General features: G+C 51.2%; 19 protein-coding genes, 1 tRNA gene and 1 pseudogene. 10 read left to right on the top strand and 11 right to left on the bottom strand.

The features are described from left to right. The first annotated feature begins 2 nt into the window (after positions 1–2). Positions 3–181 (top strand): annotated as a pseudogene (locus VMT62_12200) (integrase core domain-containing protein). A gap of 159 nt (positions 182–340) precedes the next feature. Further along, positions 341–4,084 carry a PAS domain S-box protein gene (locus VMT62_12195; GenBank protein ID HVN97181.1) on the top strand — a complete coding sequence of 1,248 codons (3,744 nt, stop codon included), beginning with the start codon at positions 341–343 and terminating at the stop codon, positions 4,082–4,084. Positions 4,085–4,694: 610 nt separating this feature from the next. Here the strand turns inward: VMT62_12195 and VMT62_12190 are convergent. Together VMT62_12190 and VMT62_12185 are read right to left on the bottom strand one after the other, a co-directional pair. Continuing rightward, positions 4,695–4,784 (bottom strand) — tRNA-Ser (locus VMT62_12190). A 51-nt stretch (positions 4,785–4,835) separates the two neighbouring features. Then, complete coding sequence (locus tag VMT62_12185; protein ID HVN97180.1) at positions 4,836–5,822, bottom strand: beta-ketoacyl-ACP synthase III; 987 nt, start codon at positions 5,820–5,822, stop codon at positions 4,836–4,838. 215 nt (positions 5,823–6,037) lie between these two features. Between VMT62_12185 and VMT62_12180 the strand changes: the two genes are divergently transcribed. Then, positions 6,038–6,931: a DMT family transporter gene (locus VMT62_12180; protein ID HVN97179.1), complete on the top strand. Its 894-nt coding sequence runs from the start codon at positions 6,038–6,040 to the stop codon at positions 6,929–6,931. Continuing rightward, positions 6,918–7,886, top strand: a complete 969-nt coding sequence (locus tag VMT62_12175; protein ID HVN97178.1) for a lysylphosphatidylglycerol synthase transmembrane domain-containing protein — start codon at positions 6,918–6,920, stop codon at positions 7,884–7,886. The genes VMT62_12180 and VMT62_12175 overlap by 14 nt, the downstream gene beginning before the upstream one ends. A gap of 64 nt (positions 7,887–7,950) precedes the next feature. Here the strand turns inward: VMT62_12175 and argC are convergent, their stop codons facing one another. The 5 genes from argC to VMT62_12150 all read right to left on the bottom strand — a co-directional run bounded on the left by argC (position 7,951) and on the right by VMT62_12150 (position 12,552). After that, the gene (gene argC / locus VMT62_12170) at positions 7,951–8,973 is read right to left on the bottom strand and encodes an N-acetyl-gamma-glutamyl-phosphate reductase (GenBank protein HVN97177.1); all 1,023 of its coding nucleotides are present in this window, start codon (positions 8,971–8,973) and stop codon (positions 7,951–7,953) included. A gap of 6 nt (positions 8,974–8,979) precedes the next feature. After that, the gene (gene rpsI / locus VMT62_12165) at positions 8,980–9,372 is read right to left on the bottom strand and encodes a 30S ribosomal protein S9 (protein HVN97176.1); all 393 of its coding nucleotides are present in this window, start codon (positions 9,370–9,372) and stop codon (positions 8,980–8,982) included. After that, positions 9,365–9,811, bottom strand: coding sequence for a 50S ribosomal protein L13 (rplM, locus tag VMT62_12160; protein ID HVN97175.1), 447 nt, complete (start codon positions 9,809–9,811; stop codon positions 9,365–9,367). The genes rpsI and rplM overlap by 8 nt, the downstream gene beginning before the upstream one ends. A 113-nt stretch (positions 9,812–9,924) precedes the next feature. Further along, complete coding sequence (locus VMT62_12155) at positions 9,925–11,709, bottom strand: glycosyltransferase family 39 protein (GenBank protein ID HVN97174.1); 1,785 nt, start codon at positions 11,707–11,709, stop codon at positions 9,925–9,927. A 129-nt stretch (positions 11,710–11,838) separates the two neighbouring features. Continuing rightward, positions 11,839–12,552 (bottom strand): hypothetical protein, encoded by a 714-nt coding sequence (locus tag VMT62_12150; protein ID HVN97173.1) that lies wholly within the window; start codon positions 12,550–12,552, stop codon positions 11,839–11,841. A gap of 152 nt (positions 12,553–12,704) precedes the next feature. Here VMT62_12150 and serA point away from each other — a divergent pair, with 152 nt between their 5' ends. From serA to VMT62_12120, 6 genes are all read left to right on the top strand, one after another. Further along, positions 12,705–14,327: a phosphoglycerate dehydrogenase gene (gene serA, locus VMT62_12145; GenBank protein HVN97172.1), complete on the top strand. Its 1,623-nt coding sequence runs from the start codon at positions 12,705–12,707 to the stop codon at positions 14,325–14,327. Between the two features lie 311 nt (positions 14,328–14,638). Then, a complete protein-coding gene (gene ftsH, locus VMT62_12140; protein ID HVN97171.1) occupies positions 14,639–16,585 on the top strand; it encodes an ATP-dependent zinc metalloprotease FtsH in 1,947 nt (648 codons plus the stop codon). Beyond that, the gene (locus tag VMT62_12135; GenBank protein ID HVN97170.1) at positions 16,551–17,438 is read left to right on the top strand and encodes a hypothetical protein; all 888 of its coding nucleotides are present in this window, start codon (positions 16,551–16,553) and stop codon (positions 17,436–17,438) included. Before ftsH ends, VMT62_12135 begins: the two co-directional genes overlap by 35 nt. Positions 17,439–17,455: 17 nt before the next feature. Then, a complete protein-coding gene (locus tag VMT62_12130; GenBank protein ID HVN97169.1) occupies positions 17,456–17,677 on the top strand; it encodes a zinc ribbon domain-containing protein in 222 nt (73 codons plus the stop codon). A 35-nt stretch (positions 17,678–17,712) separates the two neighbouring features. Then, positions 17,713–19,089: a tRNA lysidine(34) synthetase TilS gene (gene tilS, locus VMT62_12125; GenBank protein ID HVN97168.1), complete on the top strand. Its 1,377-nt coding sequence runs from the start codon at positions 17,713–17,715 to the stop codon at positions 19,087–19,089. Between the two features lie 160 nt (positions 19,090–19,249). Further along, the gene (locus tag VMT62_12120; protein HVN97167.1) at positions 19,250–20,440 is read left to right on the top strand and encodes a pyridoxal phosphate-dependent aminotransferase; all 1,191 of its coding nucleotides are present in this window, start codon (positions 19,250–19,252) and stop codon (positions 20,438–20,440) included. A 22-nt stretch (positions 20,441–20,462) separates the two neighbouring features. Here the strand turns inward: VMT62_12120 and VMT62_12115 are convergent, their stop codons facing one another. The 4 genes from VMT62_12115 to VMT62_12100 form a co-directional block, all read right to left on the bottom strand. Beyond that, positions 20,463–20,822 carry a response regulator gene (locus VMT62_12115; GenBank protein ID HVN97166.1) on the bottom strand — a complete coding sequence of 120 codons (360 nt, stop codon included), beginning with the start codon at positions 20,820–20,822 and terminating at the stop codon, positions 20,463–20,465. Position 20,823: 1 nt separating this feature from the next. Beyond that, a complete protein-coding gene (locus tag VMT62_12110) occupies positions 20,824–23,577 on the bottom strand; it encodes a PAS domain S-box protein (protein HVN97165.1) in 2,754 nt (917 codons plus the stop codon). Positions 23,578–23,672: 95 nt separating this feature from the next. After that, the gene (locus tag VMT62_12105) at positions 23,673–25,163 is read right to left on the bottom strand and encodes an ATP-binding protein (GenBank protein HVN97164.1); all 1,491 of its coding nucleotides are present in this window, start codon (positions 25,161–25,163) and stop codon (positions 23,673–23,675) included. Positions 25,164–25,347: 184 nt separating this feature from the next. Continuing rightward, a partial coding sequence (locus tag VMT62_12100) for a chemotaxis protein CheB (protein HVN97163.1) occupies positions 25,348–26,083 on the bottom strand: 736 nt, incomplete at its 5' end.

Below are 26,083 nucleotides of genomic sequence, written 5' to 3'. Positions count from 1 at the left end.
GAGGGCCCCAATTCAGCGCAAAGGCAGCGAGACAATGGCTTGCCAACCTCGCGGTGGCAACCCTCTTCATAGAACCGGGGAGTCCCTGGGAGAAGGGCTACATTCAATCATTCAACAGCGAGCTCAGAAATGAACTCTTAAACTGGAGATATTCGCCACGCTCTGCGAAGCCAAGGTCCTATAGAGAGTCTGTCGTTTTTATTTCCCAACTCTTGACTTTTCTGAGGATAGACCTTGCCCTTTTCTTTGTCTGCCCTTAGATTGTCTGAATAATAATGAGTTGATGTGCTTAATGCATCGCCGGGTTTCCGGGAAAATCGACGTATGTGAGGGTTGATCTATGCTCAGTAAGCTCCGGTCTTTATCCATCCGTACCCAATTTGCGATCCTCTTATTGATCCTCGTCGCTTCATGCACCGTACTCATAGTCTATGTGGGGATGAAACAACGCAGGGAAGCGATAAGCCAGGCCAGAGCGGACTGTCTGGAAGTTGTCAACACCATAACGGCAGAGCAGCAGGCAGTGGTGAGAGGTGCAGAGCAATTGGCAACGGCCCTCGCTCTCCTCCCAGAAGTTAGATTGTACAAGCGCGACGCCGTTACCACGCTTCTTGCCGACCTCGTAAAAAAAAATCCACAGTACACGAGCATTACCATTACGGATAATTCCGGTATGGTCTGGGCATCCTCACTGCCTTTCGAGGGAAAGGTGTCGCTCGCCGATCGAAGGTATTTCCAGCAGGCGGTTCGTACCGGGATGTTTTCATCGGGCGAGTATGTCATGGGCAGGATGGCAAGAAAAGGGGTCATAAGCTTCGCACACCCGGTCAAGGATACCACGAATCGGCTGACAGGGGTCGTCATCGTGGTCCTCGATCTGGAATGCGCCCAGAAGTCTTTTGAGAACGTTAACCTTCCTCCCGGTGGGTCGTTCAGCCTTCTCGATCATCGGGGTGTGATTTTCATCAGAAACTTGAACGATCCTCTGTCTCGGGAACTCGTGGGAAAGGTCGACCCCAGACCGGAGACTTTTGCCCGGATGCAAAAGGGCCCTGATGAGGGGCAGATCGACAGCGTGGGCAACGATGGCAGGTTTCGTATCGGCGCCTACAGAAAACTACGCCTCTCTAACGAACCTGAGCCCTATATGTACGTGCGGGCAGGCATGCCTCTCGCTGAGGTGACCGCCAAGGCAAATGCCGCAACAGCATGGAGTCTTGCCTTTCTCGCCTTACTCTTCGGGGCTGGCCTCTTTCTCGTCTGGTTTGCCGGAAAGCGTCTCATCGTGAATCCTGTCGCCCTGCTTAAGAAGGCATCGGAGCAAGTAAAGATAGGCCCGGAAGGTGTGAACGTATCACGGATAGTCAAGAACGGTGAACTCGGGGATTTGGCGCGTGCATTCGATGACATGGCGGGCTCCCTCGTCGCATGGAAGGCTGCCTTGCGTAAGAGTGAACAGCGCTGGGCCACAACCCTTGCAAGCGTCGGCGATGCGGTCATCGTCACCGACACAGACGGCAGGGTGACCTTCATGAATCCGATCGCGGAAGAGGTCACTGGATGGACGCTTGAGAGGGCCAAACAAAGACCGATAACGGAGGTCTTTCAGATCGTAAACGAGCATACCCGCAACGAGGTTGAGAACCCGGTCGACCGGGTGCTGCGCGAAGGAACTGTGGTGGGCCTCGCGAACCACACGATCCTTATCAGGAAGGATGGCTCAGAGGTCCCCATCGACGACAGCGGCGCACCCGTAAGAGACCTGGACGGTACGACCACCGGCGTCGTTCTCGTCTTCCGGAACATCATGCAACGAAGAGCGCAAGAAAACCACACAAACCGCCTTGCGTCCTTCCCGGAACTCGATCCAATCCCTATCCTCGAAGTCGACCTGTCCGGCGATATTACCTTCTGCAACCCATCTGTCGAGAAGACTTTGGAAGAACTCGGTATGGACAAGAGGGATTGCAGCCCCCTCCTCCCCTCGGATATGGGCTCCATTCTCAGGGACTGGGACGGCACCAGCAGGACAATCGCACGAGAAGTCACGATAAAGGACAGGGTGTTCGGTGAGACCATCCATTTTGTTCCTCAGTTTAATGCGGTTCGCATTTACTGCCGTGAGATTACCCGTCGCAAGCGTGCCGAACAGGCGCTTCAAAAAGCCTATGAGGAGCTTGAACTCCGTGTCCACGAACGTACCGCCGAACTCCACCAGGCCTTCGCCAATCTCTCGAAAGAGCGCCAAAGGCTCTATGACGTTCTGGAATCTCTGCCTGCCTATGTGGCGCTGCTCGGGCCCGATTACCGGATGCCATTCGTCAACCGCGTCTTCCGGGACCTGTTCGGGGACCCAGGGGAAAAGAAGTGTTTCGAGCATCTTTTCGGGCGGACCGAACCCTGCGGGACCTGCTACACGTATGAAACGCTAAAAACATCAAAGCCTCAATCCTGGCAGTGGACCGGCCCGGACAGGCGCATCTACGATATCCACGACTTTCCCTTCGCCGACTCTGACGGATCCCCGCTTATTCTCGAGATGGGTATGGATATAACGGACCGGAAGCGTATCGAAGAAGAAATCCGAATCGCCAACGCCTATAACCGGAGCCTCATCGAGGCGAGCGTCGACCCCCTCGCAACCATAGACCCCGAGGGAAAGATCACTGACGTGAATACGGCAACCGAGAAGGCTACCGGCTATGGACGGGATGAACTCATCGGTACAGACTTCTCCGACTACTTCACCGAATCCCAAAAAGCCAGAGCAAGCTACCTTCAGGTCTTCACCAAGGGCCTTGTGCGTGATTATCCTCTGGAGATCAGACACAGAGACGGCCACATCACTCCAGTCCTGTACAACGCCTCGGTCTACCGGGACGAGGAAGGCAAAGTAGCGGGGGTGTTCGCAGCTGCACGGGACATTAGCGAGCGGCGTAAGCTCGAAGAGGAGCTCCGCCAAACCCAGAAGATGGAATCCCTGGGGACCCTCACCGGCGGTATCGCCCACGACTTCAACAATATCCTCGCAGGCATGATCGGATTTACCGAGATGGCCCTCGATGACATACCGCCTGACAGCCCCGCGAGGCACCACCTGGAACTCGTGCTGAAAAGCGGCTTCAGGGCGCGCGACCTCATCAGGCAGATGTTAAGTTTCAGCCGCAAGGCATCCTATGAGATAAAGGCCATCCCATTGACCCCCATTATCAAGGAGACAGTCAAACTCCTGCGAGCCTCAATCCCCACGACCATCGTTATCGGCATGAACGTCGCCACAAACTCAGATACGATCCTTGCCAATGCCACAGGTATCCAGCAGATCATCATGAACCTCGCGACCAATGCCGCCCACGCCATGCGTGAGAAAGGCGGCAAGCTGACCATAACCCTGAAGGACGCCTACCAGGCCCATGACCGGGATCTCTCGCCTGGAGCTTACCTTGAACTTGTGGTGGAGGATACAGGAGCAGGCATGGATACCACAGTCATGGAGAGGATATTCGATCCCTTCTTTACTACCAAGGAACCGGGCCAGGGCACGGGCATGGGGCTTGCCGTGGTCTATGGGATTGTAAAGAGCTTCAATGCAGAGATCACCGTGCAGAGCGTACCTGGAGAGGGCTCTACGTTCAGGGTTCTCCTCCCCAAGGCGGTAGCGGATGAACCTTCAGAGGCTTCAACCTCTCTCGCATTCCCCACGGGTCACGAGAAGATTCTTTTCGTTGACGACGAACAGATGCTCACAGAATTGGGCAAGAACATGCTGGAAAGGTTAGGCTATGCCGTTACAACCATGACAAGCAGTTCGGAAGCTTTGAAACTATTCTACCGAGACCCGTTCCACTTTGATCTCGTGATCACCGACCAGACCATGCCGGAACTCACCGGACTCCGTCTGGCAGAGCAATTGCTTACCGTGCGTTCCGATCTTCCCATCATCCTCTGCACCGGCCATAGTGACAGCGTGAATGTGGACAGCGCCACGGCAGCAGGGATCAGGGGATTACTCTTGAAACCCTTGGCTAAATATGAATTGGCCGTAGCGGTGAGGAAGGCACTGGACGCAAAGACTGGCGAATGACCCTGATAAGAGGTATGCTATGCACGAAGTCAGCGCCTGTTTTCAACCAAAGCACACCGTGAAAGGGCCGATTAGGAGATGCTGGTTAGGGCCATTTGAGTAGGAAACATGAAGCTCAAGACAAAACTCGCCTCTGGTTTTGGATTTCTCTTTGCGATTATCTTCGCTCTCTGCTGTTTTTGCTCCTACGTGATAACGAAATTGGTACGCCCAAGAATGGCGAAGCTGCGTGGAAGGTTCTCTTCGATGATAGTTACGAAATCGCACGAAGACACATGCAAGGCAAAACAAAGGACCAGTGGCTCTTTATCAACCCAGATACTGGCAATCATTACTTACCAAAAAAGATCGACGAATTATGGTCTGCGACTACGTCGGAGGTCAAATTTCACGAAGCCACGCGCCACAGTTTTGCCACGAAGTTACTTGAAGAGGGATTATCCGCCTCGGACGTGTTAGCGCTTGGAAGTTGGAAAGATATGCAAAGCATGAAGCCGTATTCTCACGTAAATGTAAAGAATATAAAAGCCAGGGTTTTGAACTTGCGGAACTCATACCGAACTCATACTATCGGAAAAGAAGGTAACTTATTGAAACTAAAAGAGTAATATGGCGGAGGGAGTAGGATTCGAACCCACGGGGCGCTTGCACGCCCAACGGTTTTCAAGACCGCCGCTTTCGGCCGCTCAGCCATCCCTCCGGGCCGCTTACACTTTAAGTTCGAAACCCCGCATAGCGGATTTCGAACAGATCACCACCTGATGAGGCTGCTTCCCCAGGTAAGACCACCACCAAAAGCGGTGAGAAGCACCAGCGTCTCTTTTTTGATTGCCCCCGTGCGCACCGCCTCATCAAGCGCGATGGGTACGGTTGCCGAGGAGATATTACCATATTTCTTTATGGTCATGTAGATCTTTTCTATGGGCACGTTCAGTTTCTTTGCCATCCCCTGGATGATTCTAAGGTTTGCCTGATGGGGAATGATCACGTCCGCATCGTGGACTGTGTAACCGTTAGCTCCGGCAGCTTCCTCGCACGCCCCCGCAAACCTGTTCACGGCCACCTTAAAGGACTTATTGGCCTCGATCATCTTCAGGAAATGAAGGCCCTTGTCCACGCTCTCGTGCGAGATGGGTGTCGTTTTGGAGCCTCCCCCAGGCATAAGCAGCGTGTCGCCACTCGCCCCGTCCGTGTGGATATGAGTTGACAGGATCTCGGCGCCGGTCCCGCTTTCCGTAATCACGGCAGCCCCTGCACCGTCTCCCCAGAGTATGCAGCTTTCCCGCTCTTTCCAGTTGACCACCCGGCTCATGATTTCGCCCGCCACAACCAGGGCTTTCCTGTTTGCGCCCACCCTGATAAGCTTATCGGCGATGTGAAGGGCAAATATAAATCCGGTACAAGCGGCGGTGACGTCAAACGATACGGCGTTGTCGCAACCGAGCTTGGCTTCGAGCCAGTTAGCCCCGGCGGGACAATGGGTGTCAGGGGTGATCGTGGCAAGGATGATGAGATCAATATCTGACGCTTTGACCCCCGCCATATCCATAGCCCTCTCACACGCCACTTTGCAAAGGTCCGACGTGGCCATGCCCTGATCGGCGATTCTTCTTTCCTTGATTCCCGTCCGTGTGTAAATCCATTCATCAGACGTATCAAGAAATTTCGCAATATCAAAATTCGTCATGACCCGTTCGGGAAGGTACGATCCTGTGCCTATGATTGCAATTCTCTTCATTCAATACCCCGTTAATTCCTTTCTTAACAGTTTCTTAACCGTGACTAAGTAGAACAGAAAAGCGCCCGGATTGTCAAGGGAAAGATACCCCAAACGCCCGCACGGGTCAATTGACTGCAAGCTTATGTCCTGCGCTGACACTTAGGCCCTCCAGACCTGTTTATGAATTCCCTTGACATGGGGGGCATATATTCTTAAAACTACATGCACACGATATGACCACGGACCGCGTAGATGCAAAAGGCTTCTTTGCCATTCTGATCCTCACTATTTTGTGGGGCTTCAATTATTCTGCCATAAAATTTTCAAATACGGGACTATCGCCCGTGTTTACGACATTTCTCCGTTCCACCGTGGCGTCATGCTGCGGCATCATATACTGCATCGCCATTAGACAAAAGCTGTTTCACAGGGGTATAACCCTTTTTCACGGACTCATGGTCGGGATCCTCTTCGGACTGGAATTCGTCTGCCTCTATTTCGGTCTTCTCTGTACGGACGCGTCCCGGGCCATCATCTTCATGTATCTCTCGCCCTTCGTCGTCGCAGCGGGCGCCCACGTGTTTCTCAAAGAGAGACTCAACGCAATAAAGACGGCGGGCCTGGTTCTTGCGTTTCTGGGGGTATACTTCGTCTTTAGGGGCAAGCCAAGCACCTATAATAAACTGATGCTCGCGGGCGACCTTCTTACCATAGTCGGAGCGATCTTATGGGGGGCTACAACGCTCTACATAAAAAAGTTTCTCGCTCAAAAAGTCCACCCTATCAACACGTTTCTCTATCAGCTCGTATTCTCCGTGCCGGTCACACTCATATGCGCCCTCGTCCTTGAGAATAAATGGATCAAACACGTGGACGGATACATACTGGCGTCTCTCGCATATCAGTCCATAATCATCGCATTCGCATCGTACTTCGTGTGGTTCAAACTCATATACAGGTATCCGGTTGCAAAACTCGCGGCCTTTACTTTTCTCACACCGATTTTCGGGGTGTTCTTCGGTGTGCTATTCTATAAAGAGCAGTTAACCGTATGGCTTGTCCTCGGTCTTCTTCTTGTCTGTATGGGAATCTACTGCGCCAACTATACTAAGAATGAAAAAACATAAGATCATTACCGTCACCGGCTTTGTCATAAGCCTGCTTCTGCTCTACCTTTCACTCAAGGGTGTAGAGCTTCGGAAATTATTCTACACATTACAAAACGCGGATATGCGTTTTTCTTTTATACCGCTTGCGTGTATATTCCTTTGTCTCACCCTGTGCGCGTATAGATGGTCCAAAGTCGTAGGATGCGGGGTGCGTGTTCGAGATACTTTCATCGCGCTCGTCATCGGCCTGTTCATAAATAACGTGTTGCCCGCGCGAATCGGAGAGATAGCCCGAGGCTACGCGCTTTCCAAGAAGACGGGGATCTCCTTTACGTATTCGGTCACCACGGTGCTTGTGGACAGATTTTTCGACCTTGTGGGACTCCTCATCATCACCTTTATCTTCCTTCCGAAACATAACCTGCCCCAGGGTGTCTCCCGCGCTCTTTACATGCTCGTCGGTCTCTTTATCGTGTGCGCAACCGCCTTAATTACTCTGAGCAGGAAGAGATTTGCCGGAGTGATCTCTGACAAGCTTGCGGGAATCAAGAAACCCTTTTTCTCCAAACTCGCAAAACGTGTCCTTGAAATCCAGGAAAACTTAAGACGCATCAGCTCCCCCCTTAACCTTGCCTACTTCGTCGCAATCGCCTTCGTCACATGGCTTTCCATGAGTTTAGCCCTTTACTTCACCATGCTCGCCCTCGGGGTGAAGATCGGAATTGTCTACGTGCCCTTCGTTTGCGCTCTTCTCAATATGGGGCTCGTCATCCCCTCCTCCCCCGGATATGTGGGGGTTTACCAATGGCTGCTCGTAAACCTGCTGGCACTTTTTAATGTTCCGAATTACCAGGCGCTGGCTGTTTCGATCGTGTTTCAAGCCACGTGGTACATCCCTTATAGCGTACTCGGCTTTGTCTTTCTCATCAAAGAACATTTGAGAATTCAGGAGATTCAAAAGTTGGAGGAATAGCGGGGTGGGTTATCGATGGGAAGACGCGCTTAACCGTCCGCCCTGTGAGTTGACACCTTACCGCTTAGGGATACTGGGGGATCTGCGCAAGGCCCTTTCTCTCTTCTACGCCAAGCGCGATATTCATATTCTGGACTGCCTGGCCTGATGCGCCTTTCACCAGGTTGTCGATAGCAGACAGAACGACTATCCTCTGATCGTCGAGGACCTTCAATCCGATGTCGCAATAATTTGAAAATCGCACGAACCGTGTGTCGGGGTATACGTTCTCGTCCATAATCCTCACGAAGGGCTCCTGGGCATAGACCTTCTTATACACCTGCAAAACGTCCTTCGTGGTTGTCCCGGCCGCGAGCTTTCCGTAGACTGTGGTCAGTATCCCCCGGTTCATGGGCAAAAGATGGGGGACGAAAGAAACCTTCGCCTGAGATAATTTACTCACTTCTTTTTGAATCTCAGGTTCATGACGATGTATCCCGACATTGTAAGCCTTAAAGCCTTCTGAAACCTCGCAGAACATGCTTCCCAGCTTTGCTTCACGGCCTGCCCCGCTCACACCTGATTTGGAATCGATAAAGATGTCGGGCCCAAGCATCTTTTCTTTGAGAAGTGGGTAAAGCGCGAGAATCGCAGATGTAGGGTAACATCCCGGATTTCCGATGAGGTGAGCGTTTCGAATGCGGTCCCGATAAAGCTCCGGAAGTCCGAAGACCGCGTGGGAAACCAGATCTTTTGCTGTGTGCGGAATGTACGTCTTCTCGTATAATCCGACATCGTCGAATCTGAAATCGGCGCTCAGATCGATAATGATCGCCTTTCCATCATAGAGGGCCTTGGCGGTCTCCATGGAACTGCCATGAGGAAGACAGAGAAAATAGACATCGCACTTACCGGCATGGTCTTTATCGGTGGGCTCAAGCACATTTTCAAAGGATCCCTTAAGAACAGGGAATACATCTGAAATCTTCTTGCCTTTGTATGTATTGGAAGTGACGAGGTTGATCTTTACCCCAGAATGAGAAAGGAGCGAGGATATAAGCACAACGCCCGTATATCCTGTCGCTCCGATAATTCCAACATTCCACATTACGGATTATCTCTTCGAGAACTGGAAGCTTGCCCGTGCCCCTTTCTTCCCGTACTTCTTTCTTTCTTTCGCTCTCGGATCCCTGGTGATAAGCCCCTGCTTTTTGAGCGTGGTGCGAAGATTAGCATTAAACTCAAGAAGGGCCTTGGCGATTCCGTGGCCGAGGGCCCAGGCCTGCGCCGGAATACCGCCCCCATAGATGTTGGCAACCACATCGAATTTACCGGTCATTCCGGTAAGGACAAAAGGTTTGTTGACCATAAGCATCAACTCTTCAACGGGAAAATAATCCTCTATTTTTCTTCCGTTTACGGTAAACTCTCCTGCTCCCTGTTTTATCCAGACCCTTGCTACCGCGGTCTTTCTCTTTCCAGTTGCATAGTACCTTTTTTCAGGCACCTTGTACCTCCTTCAGTGACATCTGCTTGGGCATCTGCGCCCTGTGAGGATGTTCATTTCCTTTGTATACTTTCAGCTTCTTAAGTAGCTGCCTTCCAAGGCCTGTTTTGGGTAGCATGCCTTTTACCGCTGCGTAAATGACCTCTTCCGGTTTTTTCTCCAACATGGTTTTGGCGTTGGTGACCCTCAAGCCGCCTGGGTAGTTGCTGTGTTTGTTGTACATCTTGTTGAAAGGCTTGTTGCCCGTGAGCTTCACCTTCTCCGCATTAATCACAATGACAAAGTCACCGGTGTCCGCATGGGGCGTAAACACCGGTTTCGTCTTTCCTCGGAGCATGGACGCCACCTGGGCCGCTAATCTGCCCAGAACGACTCCATCCGCATTTATCACATACCAGTCCTTCTTAACGTCCGTGTCATTTGGAAAATAGGTCTTCATCTGTTTCGCCACCCTTCAAAAATTTGTTTACATTAATATATTTGGCCTTCTAAGTCAAGAAAAAGTTTAATTAAACGGCGTGCAAATGGCTATGCCGGAATCGCGCCGGAAGCTTACCGGCCATCTTCCTCATCAGCTGTCTCGCTGGCACTCAGGTCCTTCTCAACACCCTCTGTCCGGTTTTGATCACGCCCCCTCACCTCAAGGAGCACAAAACTGTTCTCGTCATCCTTTTTACCTTCAGCCTCCTGTTCGAGGAGAGTGACAACTTCTCTTTCCGGCAAAAGCCCCCGTATAGAGGCGACCGACGAGGCCTCGGCAACAAGGAAGAAGTGCCCATCCTCGTCCTTTTCGCTAAGGGCTGTGAGTTCATCCGGACCCTTCAGGTTGTGAAGCGGTCTCGCGTGTTGCAAATAGTATATCAGCGATGAGTTGGTCACACCGTAGAGAGCGATAGCATCGTCATCCACACCGCTCAGCGCCTGCTTTGCAGCTAAACAGAAGGGTTTGAGCGTCCGACTCCTCTCGGCCAATCCCATGCCCGTGGTAAACCCCCAGAACTCCCCCAGAAAGAACAGAGAAAAGAGCACGATCAGCCCTATTTTCAAACGATTGCGCGCGATAAGCCACAGGGAGAAAGCGGCCCCTGCAATCGCCGCGGGCCCGACCACCATTTCGGAGGCGTGTCGGAATGTTTCCACGCCGAGATAGATGTAGATCACAGCCACTCCCACCAAAAACAGGATTATCGCGGTTATCATTGCCGCAAGTTTCATGAGAGCGGGGTGGGGGTTCTTCTCACCTTGAAGCCAGTCTGCGATTGATTTACCCGCAAACAGGGATAGTCCGGGGACGAGCGGGAGGATATAATAGCTTCTTCGCGAGCCCGACAGGGTGAAAAACAGAAATATCGTGATGATCGTGACGGCAATCCACCTCTTCTGCGTCTCTCTCACCCATCCGGCAGGGCGCGTCAGGCACGCCAGAAGAACCACTGTCCAGGGCAGTGTAAATACAAGCGAATGGATCAGATACGCATAGGGCGGATCAACATGATCAAAGGGTTTTACAAAACGGACTATGTTCTCTCTCCACATCTGGTAAACCGAATCCCACGAACCGGAGAAGAACACGGGCAGCAGGAGAAGGGCCGCAAAGATTAAGAGGCCTGAAAGCCCCGCAGCAAGACCTCTCACCGACAAAATCCATTTGTACTCGTTGAGCACGTGCTTTCTAGCACATTGCCAGGAAAATGACTCGCCTTGAAGACTGAACGCCACGTTCACCCCGCTTACAGCGAAGACCGCGACCCCAGCGGATGCAAAGGCCACAGGGCCCTTGCAAAAACAGGCCACCGCACCAAGAGCGTAGAAGACAACAAGGCGCCAAAAGCGCCCTTCGTGCGCCCCATGCAGGTACGCCCACAGGATAGACCAGACACCGAGAACATTGAAAATCTCGGCTGACGCCGTACGGCTCCAGGATACAAACATCACCGAGGTCATGAGAAGTACAGCCGATATGAGGGCCGCGCTCCGCCCAAAGAAATCCCGCCCCACAGCAAAAACAATGAGAACAGTCAGAACTCCCGCAATTGCCCCGGGCATACGTGCGGCGGCCTCCGTCATGCCCAGAATATGATAGAACGGTATAATCGCCCAATAACTCAAGAGCGGTTTTTCGAAGAAGATCTCGCCGTTAATCGTAGGGACAAACAGGTCACCCGACTGAATCATCTCCCGGGCCACAACCGCCCAGCGTCCCTCCGACCCCCAGAGGGAACGTATAGATAAACCCGAACAGAAAAGAATGGCGCTTGCAAGGACGAGACAGAGACATATCACCCAATCACGATGCGACCACTCGCTGAAAGTCTCTGTTGCCGGCTTTGGGATCATGAAACCTAAATATAGTGGGAGACGACCTTCGCGTCAATAAAAACTTCTACCCGCTCGATCTCACAGGCAGACGTAATCAAACGCATAAAGAGGTCTTAAAATATAGGTCTCGCCTGACAGCGGCCGCCGTCACTTGGGTTGCGGGGCAGGAGGGGCCGATTCCTGTTTACACCGGATAAAGAGGCTCGCTACAAATAGTATGATCGCAGTGAACAGAAGCACGGACTCGCGATGGTGATCTCTCAAAAAGATAAGATTATTCAATTCTGCAAGAAATTCGTTCTTTATGCTGTGGACAAAGACAATGAAAAGCCCCGTTGCCCAGAACCGCATGAATCTCGACACTTCATTTCTGGTTATCCTCTGGTGAGAGAAGCCCTTGATGATCTCTCTCATATTCCGTATCGAATACGCGTCAGGAAAAATCTGGGGCACGTCCAGGCTGTATTTCAAGAACTCCTCTCCGTGAACTGATGCAAGCAGGCTCTCCTCCTTACGGATGGTATTACCGTAGGACCAGTAGAAAACGAAAGGATAGATAAGGATGAGGTAAACGTTTCCGCTGAGCAGGCAAAAGCTCGAATCTATGAGGTAGTTTGCCATGTAGTAGGGGTGTCTTACCAGGCTGTATGTGCCCTCTCGGCACAGAACTACGTTGCGAATGAGCACGCCTTTTGTCACATAGTGAAAAAAACAGCCGAAACATAAAAGAAAGAACGAGAGGCACAACCGAACATTGTCGAGACCGTAGAACATGGCCGACAAAACGGATATAACGATGATAATGTCCCTCAGATTGCTCCTGTTAATAAATGGACGCTTTCTTGGCCTGTCATTTTCCATACAGTCTGTCCGTCGTTCCACCTGTCTTAAGCGTTCCCTTTCAGAGGGCACCCCGGTTGATTTTTCGTCTTCTCGATGGTATTTTATTACGTTACAGATATAACACGCTGATTAAAATATTACAAGCATTTCAATGTGACGGGGCAGAAAGGATGAAACAGTATAGCATACTTATCACAGACAACATCGCGGAGGAAGGCCTCAATATTCTTCTCAAAGACCAGGCGGTGCACGTTGACACCAGGCCGGGCATAAAAACCCAGGATCTCAAGAAGATCATAGGCCAATATGACGCAATCATTACGCGGAGCGGAACGACAATAGACGCCGATCTCGTTGAAGACCCGGGAAAGCTCAAAGTCATCGGCCGGGCGGGTGTGGGCGTCGATAATATCGATATCGAGGCTGCGAGCAAGAAAGGTATCATTGTACTCAATGCGCCTACGGGCAACACACTGGCGGCCACGGAACTCACTATGGGAATCATGCTTGCCGCCGCCAGAAAGATACCCCTTGCGAACGATTCTCTGAAGAAGGGCAAGTGGGACAGAAAGAAGTTCATGGGCGTCGAGCTCTATAATAAAACCCTCGGCGTCATCGGTCTCGGCAGAATCGGGACAAACGTGGCTATCAGGGCCAAGAGCTTCGGCATGAAAGTAATCGCCTACGATCCCTACATCAAGAAAACGAAGGCGGACGCCCTTGGCGTCAGTCTTTACGACAGCCTGGATGATGTGTTGAAAGAGGTGGACGTCATCACATTTCATACCCCTTTGACGGACAAGACGAGAAATATGATCACTGCCAAAGAGATGGCATTTATGAAGAATAGTGTGATCTTCGTAAATTGCGCCCGGGGCGGCATCGTCAACGAGCATGACCTCTATGATGCGTTGAAGTCTGGCAAGGTTTTCGCTGCAGGAGTCGATGTCTTTGTGGAGGAACCGCCCGAGAGCAACAGGCTGCTCGAGCTCGAGAACGCCTTTGCGACCCCTCACATCGGTGCAAATACCGTGGAAGGCCAGGAAGCGGTTGCGGTAATCATCGCAGAACAAGTGCTTAATGCGCTCCATGATAGGCCATATCAAAATGCGGTTAATATACCTTTCTTGAAATCGCAACTTCCCGAACAAATGCAGCTCTACTTCAATCTCGCGGAACAGATGGGCAAGCTCTCTGCGCAGATAGCCAAAGGAAGGCCTGAGAAAATCGCGATCGTTATGGTCGGCAAAAACTTCGAGGAAGACCTCTGCGAAAGAAAGTTTGATGTCCCTTTCAGCTACCAGCCCTTCACGATCGCGGGACTGAAGGGTTTCCTGGAGGTAAGTCTGAAGGAAACGGTCACGCACATTAACGCCCCTTATGTGGCCAAAGACCGTAATATCATTGTAGAAGAGTCAAAAACCGATCGATTTGACACGTTCAACGACCTTATCGTCTTCACCCTGAAAACGGACCTGGAAGAGGTGAGCATCGCCGGGACTGTCTTTTCCGATAAGCTGGGAAGAGTCGTATTGCTTGATCGGTTTCATCTCGACGTTATCCCTCGAGGGACCTTTTTGCACTTCCGAATCTTTGACCGACCGGGGATTATCGGAAAAGTGGGCACAATCCTCGGCGATTACAACATAAACATAGCGGGTTTCAGCGTTTCCAGACAGAAAAGCGGCGAAGAAGTCGCCTTTGTTTCTGTGGACGACACGATCGGTAAGGAGGTTCTCAACCGAATCCTCACTATTGACGGCATGATAGAGGCAAAAGAGATTAAGCTCTAATGCCTGATTGAGGTGCGATACAAGCGACACCAGAACGCACCTGGCTTATGTTATGGCGAAGTACCTTCGGTCCGATTACCCCACAATCCGGCACATCTCGTATGTTCTCATGTTCTCACATATCGGCCGCATCCGGGAACGCGGATAAATCCGCTAAGCGACCCCACCCATTGGAAAAATAGCTCGAAAGGCTCCATCGCCACTCGCCCACAGTTGGCTTGCATGCCCTCTCCACCCAAAGTTCAGGATTCTTGAATCCCCTATCAAGTCTTGGGAAATGTGGAAAAACCTATTTCAAAAAGGTCTATTTTTTGTTACACTTTAGCATGCAAAAGGATAAAACAACGAGCAAAAAGGACCGAGGAAAACAGAAAAACATCATCCTCGAGTTAAAGGACAAAAATAAAGATAAGGAAAAGAAGACCAAAAGCTTTACGTACCTCTATTTTGTTTTCGTTTTCGTGGCCCTCGCCCTTCTCAACTATAGCTACGTGTACTTTAACAATGAGGTGAAGACCCTACCCTACAGCGAATTCAAGGATCTCATAACCAAAGGGAAGATCGTCGATGTGAGTATCTACAAAGAAACCATCGAGGGAAATCTCCTGAGCGAGGAAAACAAGAAGGTCAAATTCGTTACCACACGGGTGGACGATCCGGATCTCGTCAAGGATCTGCAAAAATACAATATTAAATTTGCGGGCCATGCTGAGAATAAGATCACCTCTTTCATTTTTTCGTGGATATTGCCCTTTGCCGTTATGATTTTCATATGGAACCTGCTCATCAAGAAGATGGGCGGCGCACCCTCCAGTGTTTTGAATTTCGGCAAGAGCAGGGGCAAGATCTACGGCGAGGACGAGATAAAGATCACCTTCGAAGACGTGGCAGGCGTGGAGGAGGCAAAAGAGGAACTGAAGGAGATCATCGAGTATCTCCAGTATCCGCAGAAATTTCTCGACATAGGCGGGAAGATACCTAAGGGCATACTGCTTGTCGGCCCCCCTGGCACTGGAAAGACGCTTTTGGCCAAGGCCGTAGCCGGAGAGGCCAAAGTTCCTTTTTTCAGTATGAGCGGCTCAGATTTTGTAGAGATGTTTGTGGGGGTGGGCGCTTCCAGGGTAAGAGATCTCTTTTCTCAGGCTCAAGAAAAGGCCCCATGCATCATCTTCATCGATGAGCTTGACGCCCTAGGCAAAGCCCGCGGCATTAATCCTATGTCCTCTCATGACGAAAGAGAGCAGACGCTCAATCAACTCCTTGCAGAAATGGACGGATTTGACACGAAAACCGGCGTTATCATCATGGCGGCGACCAATAGACCGGAAATCCTGGACCCAGCCCTTCTGAGACCTGGACGGTTTGACCGGCACGTTCTGGTGGACAGGCCTGATATCAGGGGACGAGAGGAGATACTCAAGGTCCATATCCGAGGGGTCAAGATAGCTAAGGGGGTCGATCTCAAGACTATTGCAGCCCGGACCCCCGGCTTCGTGGGAGCGGACCTGGCAAGTCTTGTCAACGAATCGGCGCTTCTGGCGGCACGCAAGGGCAAAAGCACAGTGACTATGGCTGAATTTGAGGAGGCCATAGACAGGATCATGGCAGGTCTTGAAAAGAGACAAAGGGTGATGAGCAAGAAAGAAAAGGAGATTGTAGCCTACCACGAAACCGGGCACGCCCTTATCGCCGAGTTCCTTGAAACCACCGACCCCGTGCATAAGATATCGATTATCCCGCGCGGCATTGCCGCTCTCGGGTACACGCTACAGCTGCCTACCGAAGACAGGTATCTCATGACCCGAAAGGAGCTTCTCGACCGACTGTCAGTCCTTTTGGGCGGCCGGGCCGCCGAAGAAATTGTCTTCGAGGAAATATCGACCGGCGCCCAAAACGACCTCGCGCGGGCCACGGACATAGCTAAATCCATGGTCAAAGAATACGGCATGAGCGAAAAGCTCGGACACATGACCTTCGAGAAGGAGCGCAAACCGCTCTTTATGGATATAGGCCCTTCCTTCGGCGCCAAGGACTACAGCGAAGAAACAGCGCGTGAAATTGACGACGAAGTGAGAAAGATCATAGAGCAGTCATACGTGAAGGTGAAGACGATGCTCCTCGAAAAAAAGGAGTTTCTTGAAAAGGTAGCAAAAACCCTTCTTGAGAAGGAATCCATAGAAGGTGATGAACTAAGGAAGATACTCAAAACAGATGCGGGCGAACATGACAACAACGAACTTAGAGAAAAAGCAAATTGACCTGATCAAAGAGTCCATCAGCGTATACGAGAAATCTATGGAATGCCGGGCTCTTTTCAAAGGCAAGGAGCTCTGTTTTGCAAGCATAGAGGAATTCGTGGACGACAGGGGCAAGAGCCATCTTTTTCGTTTGAAGGAGATGAGCCATGAACTCTTCCGGAATTCGACCGACGCCACCTATAAGGAAAAGCTCTATGACATCACCATAGGCTACACCTTTCATGAAGCCATGAAGCTTAGAGAAAACCTCTACCAGCTTGAATACTACAGGCCTCAACGCGACATGGATCTCAATACATTGACGGATCAGGAAAAAAAGGTTATCCATGAAATCGCGATGCTCGTCATCAAAGCTGAAACCAGGCTCAAGGAGGCGTTCAAGGAAATCAAGGTCCTCTTGAACCAGCTCGTGGGTCAACTGAGAGATCTCATTGTACTCTACAAAGATAACTACCTTTTGCCACGCTTTGTCTTCGAGAATGAAAAGGCCCTGACCAGGATTTATGGAAGGAAGGGCTTTGAAAATCTCCTTGACATGGCCTATGCAGATGGAAGGGAGCTTCTCATCTTCAAGGCTGCCGAGAGCTATCTTAAGAGTCAATACTTTGATACGGCAAGACTCCTGTTCAAGAAGATCATGCGCACGGGCAGCAATAGTACGGGTCTCCAGTTCCTCTATCTATATGCCTCCGCGTATTATTTCCACCTTAAGAACATGTTCACGCGCGCACTCCAGTGCGCTGAGCGGGCCCGGTCTCTCGATATCGACGAGAGTGCCCATGGTACCTATATGAATTCTCTGGAGGCGCTCATCTCCGATATAACCAAAGAGATAAAGAAAAAGAAAAAATAAACTACAGGAGGAGGGTTATGCCCATATACGAATATGTCTGTAAGAAGTGCAAGAAAGAATTCGAGGCCCTTGTTTTCAAAGATGACAAGCCCGAATGTCCCTCCTGCGGCGCGAAAAACCCCACCAAGAAGATGTCTTCATTTGGTTTTTCCGTTGGATATAAATTCAAATCCTCGTCAACGGGCAGCGGTTCTTCCTGCGCGAGCTGCGGCTCTTCCAACTGCTCGAGTTGCTCCTAGCGAACGGTGTCTCGCCGAAAACAAATAGATTCCCTGTGGTGGATATTCTCCGAAACGTCCAAAGAACTATAGCCCGGGAAGGTCTCATCGAACAGGGCGACAGGGTGCTCATCGGCATTTCGGGGGGGATGGATTCGACTGCTCTACTCTTTGTTCTCCTGGAATTGCAAAAGAAGATGACCTTTGAGATAGGTCTCTTACACGTAAACCATATGCTTCGCGGCAAAGAATCCCAAAGGGATGAGCGATTCGTGCGAAAGCTAGCAAGAGACCTTTTACTTCCCATTCATGTGAAGAGGGTCGATGTAAAAACCCGTTCAGCTCAAGGCGGCCTATCGATCCAGCATGCAGCAAGAGAGTTGCGCTATCTGACCTTCGATGAGATCTGCAAGCGGCATCATTACAATAAGGTCGCCGTTGCTCATAATCTCGACGATCAGATTGAAACCTTTCTGCTCAGGGCGATTAAGGGTACGGGGCTTAGGGGAGTTACGGCCATTCCCATCAAAAGGGGATCCATCGTACGACCTTTTCTTTTCACCTACCGTAGCGACATCGAGTCCTATGTTCGAAAAAACACCATACCCTTCGTGGAGGATTCTTCGAACAAAAAAACTGTATACGAGAGGAATTTTCTGAGGAAGAAGATATTTCCGCTCATGGAAAACCTAAATCCCCTGTTCAAAGAAAAGTTATTCCTTCTTCTCGGAGATCTCACGTACATTAATGGCCTCTTCGAAGGCAAGGCGCAACGGTTTGTTCAAGACAATGAGCAGGTGAAGGATGGCGATATCTGTCTCCCTATAGAGGCGCTGAACCAAATCGACGGAGAGACAAGATTCAGGGTGATTTCTACGATCGTCTCCCGTTTGAACGCGGATTTCGTGCCTTTGAGGGAACATCTCCGTCAGATAAATTACATGGTTCGTGCGGAAAAACCGAATCTCGTTGCAACGCTTCCTCACGGTATCAGGGTACGGAGGGTCTATGGAAACCTTATCTTCACGGCACGGCCTGCTCCCCAGAGCGTCCGGCAGGTTTTCCCGGTATTCGTAGGGAGAAACTACATCGAGCCGCTCAAACTGCATCTTTCCCTTGCTCGTGTCGCAAGGGCCCCTGCCGTCTTTCCGAATGACCTGGGTACCGCTTTGTTCGACTATGAGAAACTGGGTGCCCTCACAATCAGGACATTCCGGAACGGCGACCGCTTTACACCTCTCGGCATGAAGCATACGGTAAAGCTCAAGGATTTTTTTATTTCAGCCAAGATTCCAAAGGATGACAGAAAAAGAGTCCCCCTTCTTTTCTCCGACGACGAGATCATCTGGGTTGTGGGGTATCGGATCAGCGATAGTTTCAAGATCACACAAAAAACCGGAAAGGTCCTCAAAGCGAGCGTGGGCTTGACTTGAGTAAAACGCGGGCGCTTTTTGTCTTTCTCCCCCTTCAAATCTTTACAGATCACGATATCCCGCCGTTAACCCCGTAAGTATTTTGATTGACAACATGCCTCCGATAGTGTAAACAGTATCTTCGCTGTTCCGAAAGAAACGTCATGAAAAGGAGTACTGCATGTTGTCCAAAAGAGCCCGCCTTCTCAAACCCTCACCCACGCTCGCAATAGCCGCCAAAGAAAAGGCCCTTAAGGCGCAGGGCATCGATATAGCTGGGTTCGGCGCGGGCGAACCCGATTTTGATACCCCCGATCATATCAAGGAGGCCGCTATCAGGGCTATCCATGATAATTTCACTCGCTACACCCCGGCGGCTGGTATCGACCCATTGAAGGATGCCGTCATTGGAAAATTCAAACGCGACAACGACCTTTCCTACAGCCGCGACGAGATCATTATCTCCTGCGGAGGAAAACATAGTCTCTATAACCTTTTTCAGGCCCTTTTTCAGCCAGGAGATGAGGTCATTGTTCCGGCTCCATACTGGGTTTCTTATCCACCAATGATTGAACTCGCGGGCGCCAAACCGGTCATCATAGAGACGAATGAAGAGGAAGACTATGCGATAGCGCCCGACATACTGGAAAAACAGATCACCAAGAAGACCAAGGGCATCATCCTTAATTATCCTTCCAACCCGGTCGGTTCTGTCTACAGCAGAGAAAACCTTTTCGCAATCGGGAAGCTCGCGGAGGAACATGATTTTTACGTTGTCTCCGACGAGATTTACGAAAAGCTCGCTTACGACGAATATACCCACACGAGCATCGCTTCCTTAGACCCGGCCTTTAAGGACAGGACCGTAATCTGTCACGGTGTCTCCAAAACATACGCTATGACAGGATGGCGTATCGGCTTTGCCGCCGGACCGGCCTCTATCATAAAGGCCATGGGTAACATCCAAAGCCAGAGCACCTCTAACCCTTCGTCCGTGTCCCAGATTGCCGCTGTTGCCGCCCTTAATGGTCCTCAAGACAGCATCGGACAGATGCTCACGGCTTTTCGCGAGCGCAGGGATTATCTCGTAAAGGAACTCACGGAAATCCCGGGCGTAACCTGTTATAACCCTAAAGGGGCATTCTATGTGTTTCCCAACTTCAGCAGCGTGCTCGGCAAGCAATACAAAGGTACACCCATCGATTCATCAGCCACGTTAACAACCATGCTGTTGGAAGGCTTCCATACGGCCGTTGTCCCTGGCATCGAATTCGGAAAAGAAGGCTACCTGAGACTTTCTTTCGCCACATCAATGGAGGTTATTCGAAAGGGCATGCAACGGATCAAGCATGCCGTCGCGTCCTTAGAATAACGGACACTACCGGAGGCTCTCTTTAGCGTAACACCTCCCCTACAGCGCGAAGCAGGTCTTCCTCCTGGAAGGGCTTTGAAATGAGCCCTGAAAACCTCGTTTCGTTCATTCTTTTCGCAGTGCCTTGATCCGTATATGCAGTCACAAAAATGATGGGTATGCTGAAAAGACGATTAATCTGTTTGGCCGCCTCAATGCCGTCCATATCCCCTTTCAATCCGACGTCCATGAGAATTACGTCCGGATTCGAAGCGGCCGTCCTTTCGATAGCATCCTTGCCTGTAGATACGGCATCCACAACAGTGTGGCCCAATCGCTCAAGCAGACGTATGGCGAGGAGTACGGATATTCTCTCATCATCCACAATGAGAATCCGAGCCATCCTATGTCCCTGGCTCGAATCTTATGGCAAAAGCTGTTCCGTGATCCCGATTGAGCTCTATCACCCCCCCGAGCTGCTCGGTAAGCTCTATGACGAGCTGCATACCGAGAGAATCGGTTTTGCGAAAATCTATATGGGGAGGAAAGCCCACGCCGTCATCAGAAACCGCGAGCACACACTTATCTCCCTCCCGATTAAGCGAGACGGTAATCTCGCCTTTCTTTCCATCAGGAAAAGCGTGCTTCAAGGCATTCGATATCAGTTCATTCACGATAAGGCCGAGCGGAATCGCCGTATTGATGTCGAATGAGATATCTGTGACCTGGCTCCTGAGAGTAACCGATTCCGCATTGAGACCATACGAGTTGTACAGTTGCGTGGCTAACTCCATTATATAGGCCCCGAAGCCGACCCGGCCATGGTCCTTGGACTGGTAGAGTTTTTCATGGATGCGAGACATGGTCCTGATCCTGTTCACGCTCTCTTTAAACATATTCAAAGCCTGAGTGTCCTCAATATAATGTGATTGAAGGACCAGCAGGCTCGATATGACCTGAAGATTATTCTTGACACGGTGATGTATCTCCCTCAAGAGTACCTCCTTTTCTGTGAGCGACGTCTTGAGGGCCTCCTCCGCGGCCTTGCGATCCGTAATGTCGAAGACGATAAAGACCACACCGGCAGAGAAATCCCTGGGGTCCACGGCCGCGGCGCTGACATGTATATCGAGTACCCGGCCGTCCTTGTGAACCCATTTTGTGTCGGTTGCGCCAATGCCTCCCTTCAGGACTTCGCCGTAGACGACGTCCCCGACCCGTCCTGCCTCCGCGTCGGTCTGATACACGTTCTGTCCCTGTGTGCCCCGTACTTCATCCGCCGTGTAACCAACGATAGAGGACATCCTGTCGTTAACCCATATTACCTTTCTGTCCAGGGTCACAAGGCTGATACCCACGGGGGAGGCAGCAAAGACCGATCGAAGAGTTGCCTCGCTTTTCTTCAGCGCCTCCTCGGCCCGTCGCTGTTGGGTAATATCTCTTGAAATAACGAGGAAGATCGGCTCTCCACGGTACACTGTGCGCGTAATCGAGGCCTCGATGACGATTGTGGTCCCGTCCTTCTTTATGCCTTTGAATTCAAATCGTGACGGCGCGTACTCGCCGCGTTGTCTTTTTTCCCTGAAATCCCTGGCCTGTTCATGATAATCAGGGTGCACAACAATGGTGGTAGGTTTGCCCACAACCTCCTCGGGTCTCTCGTACCCGTATATTTCAAGAAACTTCCGATTCACCAGGATATGCACGCCGTCTTTCACGTGCGCCACGCCGTCGTTCGAGTGTTCGATAGCAGTTGTGTAGAGCTCTTCCGATTCAAGAATCTTCTGTTCCGCCTGTTTACGCTGCGTGATGTCTTTCAAAAAAACTATGATAACAGGCTCTCCCTTGTCGAATGTCATGGCGATGGAATTATCAAGAAATATGGTCGTACCATCCTTCCTGATACCTTTGAATTCGAGGCTCTCCGGGGCCCTCTTTCCGTGTTCCCGTGTGCGGTTATACGCGAGTAGTCTCTGCCGATCTTCGGGGTGTATTATCATGAGCGGCGGTTTTCCGATGATATCCTCCGGCTTCTCGTAACCGAAGATTTCGAGAAATCTCGGATTCACGTAAATGTGGATTCCTCCGCGCACTATAGCTATGCCGTCATTCGAATGCTCCACCACCGCCCTGTATCGCATCTCTGATTCGAGAAGCTGTCTCTTCGTCTCAATGCTTTCCGTAATATCGAGGAAAGAGCCCATCATGCAAACGGGCTGGCCGCCTGCGTCTCTCACCGTGCTCGCTGTCACTTGAACGTTGAACGCCGAACCATCTCTTCTTTTGCCGATAAGCTCTCCCACCCAACGATCGTTCTTCTTCAGCATGTCCATGACTTCCGCCATTCTATCCTTGGGCTCGCAGAAGGATATCACGGGCCTTCCCGAAACCTGGTCCTCACTGTCGTATCCCCAGAGCTTGAGGAATGAGGGGTTCGCATAGGTCAGCTTGCCGCTAAAATCGGCTATTATCATCCCGTTAATGGCCGAGGAGATCGCGCTCTCCTTGATGAGAAGTGATTCTTCGGCCCGTTTTCTTTTGGCCAACTCTTCCTCAGCGTCTTGAAGAGAGTTCTTGATAGCCCTCGTCGAAATCCGCTGGAGAGCGCTGATGATCGCTATGAAAGACGCGTACACAATGTAAAATGAGAGGGGGCTGTAATGCACAACGCTCGCCGGCAGGAGTCCTGCGCGCTGAAGCCAGACCAGCACGAGTCCGGTCACACCGCACACCACCCCTGCCGCTATGCCCCATCGTTCACCGAGAAGCAACCCCGCGACCAATATAACCACGACATACGTCATGGCAACGGGCCCCTGCATACCTCCGGCAGTCAAAACCCGCGCGGTAACGACCGCCCACATCTCCACTCCGAAGAATATGGCCGCGAAGCGGACGTAGCCCTTACGAGTGAGCGCAAGAAGGATGATGCAGCTCCCATTCGTAACGGCCACGTTTATGATCCAACGCCTCAAATTGTCAGGTTGGATGAGAACGATGCCCACACCCATAAGGGTTATCACGAGCATAGCGGCCCACAGCATGTATGAAAGACGGTAGGCGGTCCAGTTCTTTTCTGCATCTGAAAAGACCGGCGGAGCCATTATCCTGTTTATCGTCGCCTTGAGCCTGCCCACTATTTTGCCTGCCCTCTGCATGACATCTGACCTATTGCCAAGTCCGAAAAATCAACGCCCAAACAGAGCGTTTCTCAGCACCACATGACGCCGCCGCGTTCGACGCACGCGGTTACTTACAATCGCTTAAGCCCCTCTGTGCCCTCCCCCCTCACGAGTGGCAGCCATATTCTGAAGACGGTTCCCTTACCGAGCTCGCTCAAAACATCAATATGCCCTCTGTGCTGTTTTATGATGCCGTACACGATAGAAAGTCCAAGGCCTGTTCCCTTGCCCGCCTCCTTGGTGCTGAAGAAAGGTTCGAAAATACGTTCAAGAGTTTCCTTGTCCATACCCTCGCCCGTATCTTGCACGCTGATAACCACCCACTCGTCATTCCTTTTGTCGCCCCGGCCGGATACTGCATTCATGTCTGCTTTTTCCGCTCGGATGGTTATGGACCCGCCATGAGGCATCGCGTCTCTCGCGTTGGTGACAAGGTTCAAGAAAACCTGCCCCAACTGGCTCTCATCTGCATAGACCGTGAGATCTTTGTCCTCTGTGACAATGTCCATGGCCACCGTGTTGCCGATCACAGGTACCATCACATTTTCTAATTTCTTGAGTACGTCTCCGATGTCTACCTTCTTCGGATTGGCGAGTTTGTCCCTGCTGAAGGAAAGCAGGTCTTTAGTTAATTGAGCGGCCATAGAGCAAGATTTGACAATGCCGTCTATATACCGCTTCAAGTCCTTCTGTTGAAGGCGGAGTTGCAAAAGCTCGGCATAGCCCGATATGGTCGTCATGAGGTTATTGAAATCGTGGGCTACGGTGCCGGCAAATTTCCCGATTGCCTCCATCTTCTTTGCCTGAAACAGTTGTGTCTCAAGCTGTCTTCTCCTCGTAATATCATGGATGCTTCCCTGATATGAGGTAAGTCTACCCTCCTTGTCGAACAGTTGAGAGAGGCTTACGAGGCAGTCGATAGCCGAGCCGTCTTTCTTCAATAACCGGGTCTCATGGTCGACTATTATATTGTTCTCTTCGAGTTCACGGGCCAGGCGGCGCAGCTCTCCATGATCCAGGAACATCTCTCTCGTTCGAATAACATCTTCTTTTCCATATCCAAAAAGGTTCTGGAATGACCTGTTTACATTGGAAAGGTTGCCCTTGAGATCCACAACGTAGAGCGCGTCCCGAGATTCCTCGAAGAGCTGGCGATAACGTGCTTCGCTCTCTCTTAGAGTCAGCTCCATATTATGTCGGAAAAGCGCTATATCTATGGCCGTGCGCAGCTCACGATCTTCAAAAGGCTTGAGCAGGTATCCGAAGGGTCCCGTGATTTTTGCCCGTTCTATGGTCTCTTCGCTTCCATAGGCCGTGAGGTAGACGATGGGAATATCCTGTCGTTTGCGTATGTCCTCTGCCGCTTCTATGCCGTCCATTTTTCCTTTCAGGCGTATATCCATGAGGATCAGGTCGGGGCGAGTCCGCTCCGCATTTTCTATGGCCTCCTCCCCCGAAGAAACGATAGCCGTGACGCTGTAACCAAGGCTCATAAGCCGTCTTTCGATGTCTCTGGCAACAATCCTCTCATCCTCAACGATCAATATGCGTATATCGGACATCTCTCACCTTTTCAACTGACGGTATTTCTTGATACCCCAATACTAAAGTTTTATCGCGTTTCTTTGTTCTTTGCAAGCCACTTGTCGTGACTGGCTGATTCCTAAGTTTACGGCCTTTACATCGCGGGATGTCCGAACTTTTATTGCGCCGCCCGCAATCCGCGCTTCTTAATTCGCCTATCCCTCATGCGCATTCGCGAAGCATGGCGTCTCCAATCAATCTGAGCGGGGTAATCTTATCAACTGCTCCGAGCTTTATGGCCTCTTTCGGCATACCGAAGACCACACAGCTATTCTCATCCTGGGCAATGTTGTAAGCCCCGGCTTCCTTCATTTCGAGCATTCCCCTTGCCCCATCATCGCCCATACCTGTCATGATCACGCCCACGGCGTTCTTGCCGGCGTAGCGCGAAGCCGACCTGAAGAGCACATCGACTGACGGTCTGTGCCTGCATACAAGAGGGCCGTCTTTCACCTCCACGTAGTACCGTGCCCCGCTTCTCTTGAGGAGTGTGTGTTTATTTCCGGGGGCGATGAGCGCCCGGCCTCGTATCACCGTGTCATCGTTCTCCGCCTCTTTGACGCTTATCCTGCATAGCCCGTTCAGTCGGTCGGCAAAGGCACGGGTGAAATTCTCCGGCATGTGCTGCACCACAACCATCCCAGGGGTGTCCTCGGGGAGTGACTGGAGAAGCTCTTTCAGCGCTTCTGTACCCCCTGTGGAAGCCCCGACAACGACGACTTTTTCTGTGGTCTGTATCATGGCTTTGCTCGTATTCTTTGCGATGACCGCATCAGCAGTCAGTTTGGGTTGGACAATCATGGGCTTGAAGGCGGCTTTCTTAAAGTTAGCGCGCGAGGCCGCTTTGACCGCATCACAGATGAGGATTCTTGATTCCTCGAAGAACTGTTTTACTCCG

It is taken from the genome of Syntrophorhabdaceae bacterium, assembly GCA_035541755.1.
In the GTDB taxonomy this organism is placed as follows: domain Bacteria; phylum Desulfobacterota; class Syntrophorhabdia; order Syntrophorhabdales; family Syntrophorhabdaceae; genus PNOF01.
The sequence above is the reverse complement of the archived record's forward strand: the minus strand, read 5'-3'. Positions and strand labels throughout refer to the sequence as shown.

Coding starts and splice junctions, on each gene's coding strand:
- VMT62_12185 (HVN97180.1), bottom strand. CDS start 5,822: ATGAAGAGAATTGCAATCATAGGCACAGGATCGTACCTTCCCGAACGG.
- VMT62_12175 (HVN97178.1), top strand. CDS start 6,918: ATGAAAAAACATAAGATCATTACCGTCACCGGCTTTGTCATAAGCCTG.
- VMT62_12110 (HVN97165.1), bottom strand. CDS start 23,577: ATGCAGAGGGCAGGCAAAATAGTGGGCAGGCTCAAGGCGACGATAAAC.
- VMT62_12155 (HVN97174.1), bottom strand. CDS start 11,709: ATGATCCCAAAGCCGGCAACAGAGACTTTCAGCGAGTGGTCGCATCGT.
- VMT62_12120 (HVN97167.1), top strand. CDS start 19,250: ATGTTGTCCAAAAGAGCCCGCCTTCTCAAACCCTCACCCACGCTCGCA.
- VMT62_12195 (HVN97181.1), top strand. CDS start 341: ATGCTCAGTAAGCTCCGGTCTTTATCCATCCGTACCCAATTTGCGATC.
- VMT62_12135 (HVN97170.1), top strand. CDS start 16,551: ATGACAACAACGAACTTAGAGAAAAAGCAAATTGACCTGATCAAAGAG.
- argC (HVN97177.1), bottom strand. CDS start 8,973: ATGTGGAATGTTGGAATTATCGGAGCGACAGGATATACGGGCGTTGTG.
- VMT62_12180 (HVN97179.1), top strand. CDS start 6,038: ATGACCACGGACCGCGTAGATGCAAAAGGCTTCTTTGCCATTCTGATC.
- VMT62_12105 (HVN97164.1), bottom strand. CDS start 25,163: ATGTCCGATATACGCATATTGATCGTTGAGGATGAGAGGATTGTTGCC.
- VMT62_12115 (HVN97166.1), bottom strand. CDS start 20,822: ATGGCTCGGATTCTCATTGTGGATGATGAGAGAATATCCGTACTCCTC.
- VMT62_12150 (HVN97173.1), bottom strand. CDS start 12,552: ATGGAAAATGACAGGCCAAGAAAGCGTCCATTTATTAACAGGAGCAAT.
- serA (HVN97172.1), top strand. CDS start 12,705: ATGAAACAGTATAGCATACTTATCACAGACAACATCGCGGAGGAAGGC.
- rplM (HVN97175.1), bottom strand. CDS start 9,811: ATGAAGACCTATTTTCCAAATGACACGGACGTTAAGAAGGACTGGTAT.
- VMT62_12130 (HVN97169.1), top strand. CDS start 17,456: ATGCCCATATACGAATATGTCTGTAAGAAGTGCAAGAAAGAATTCGAG.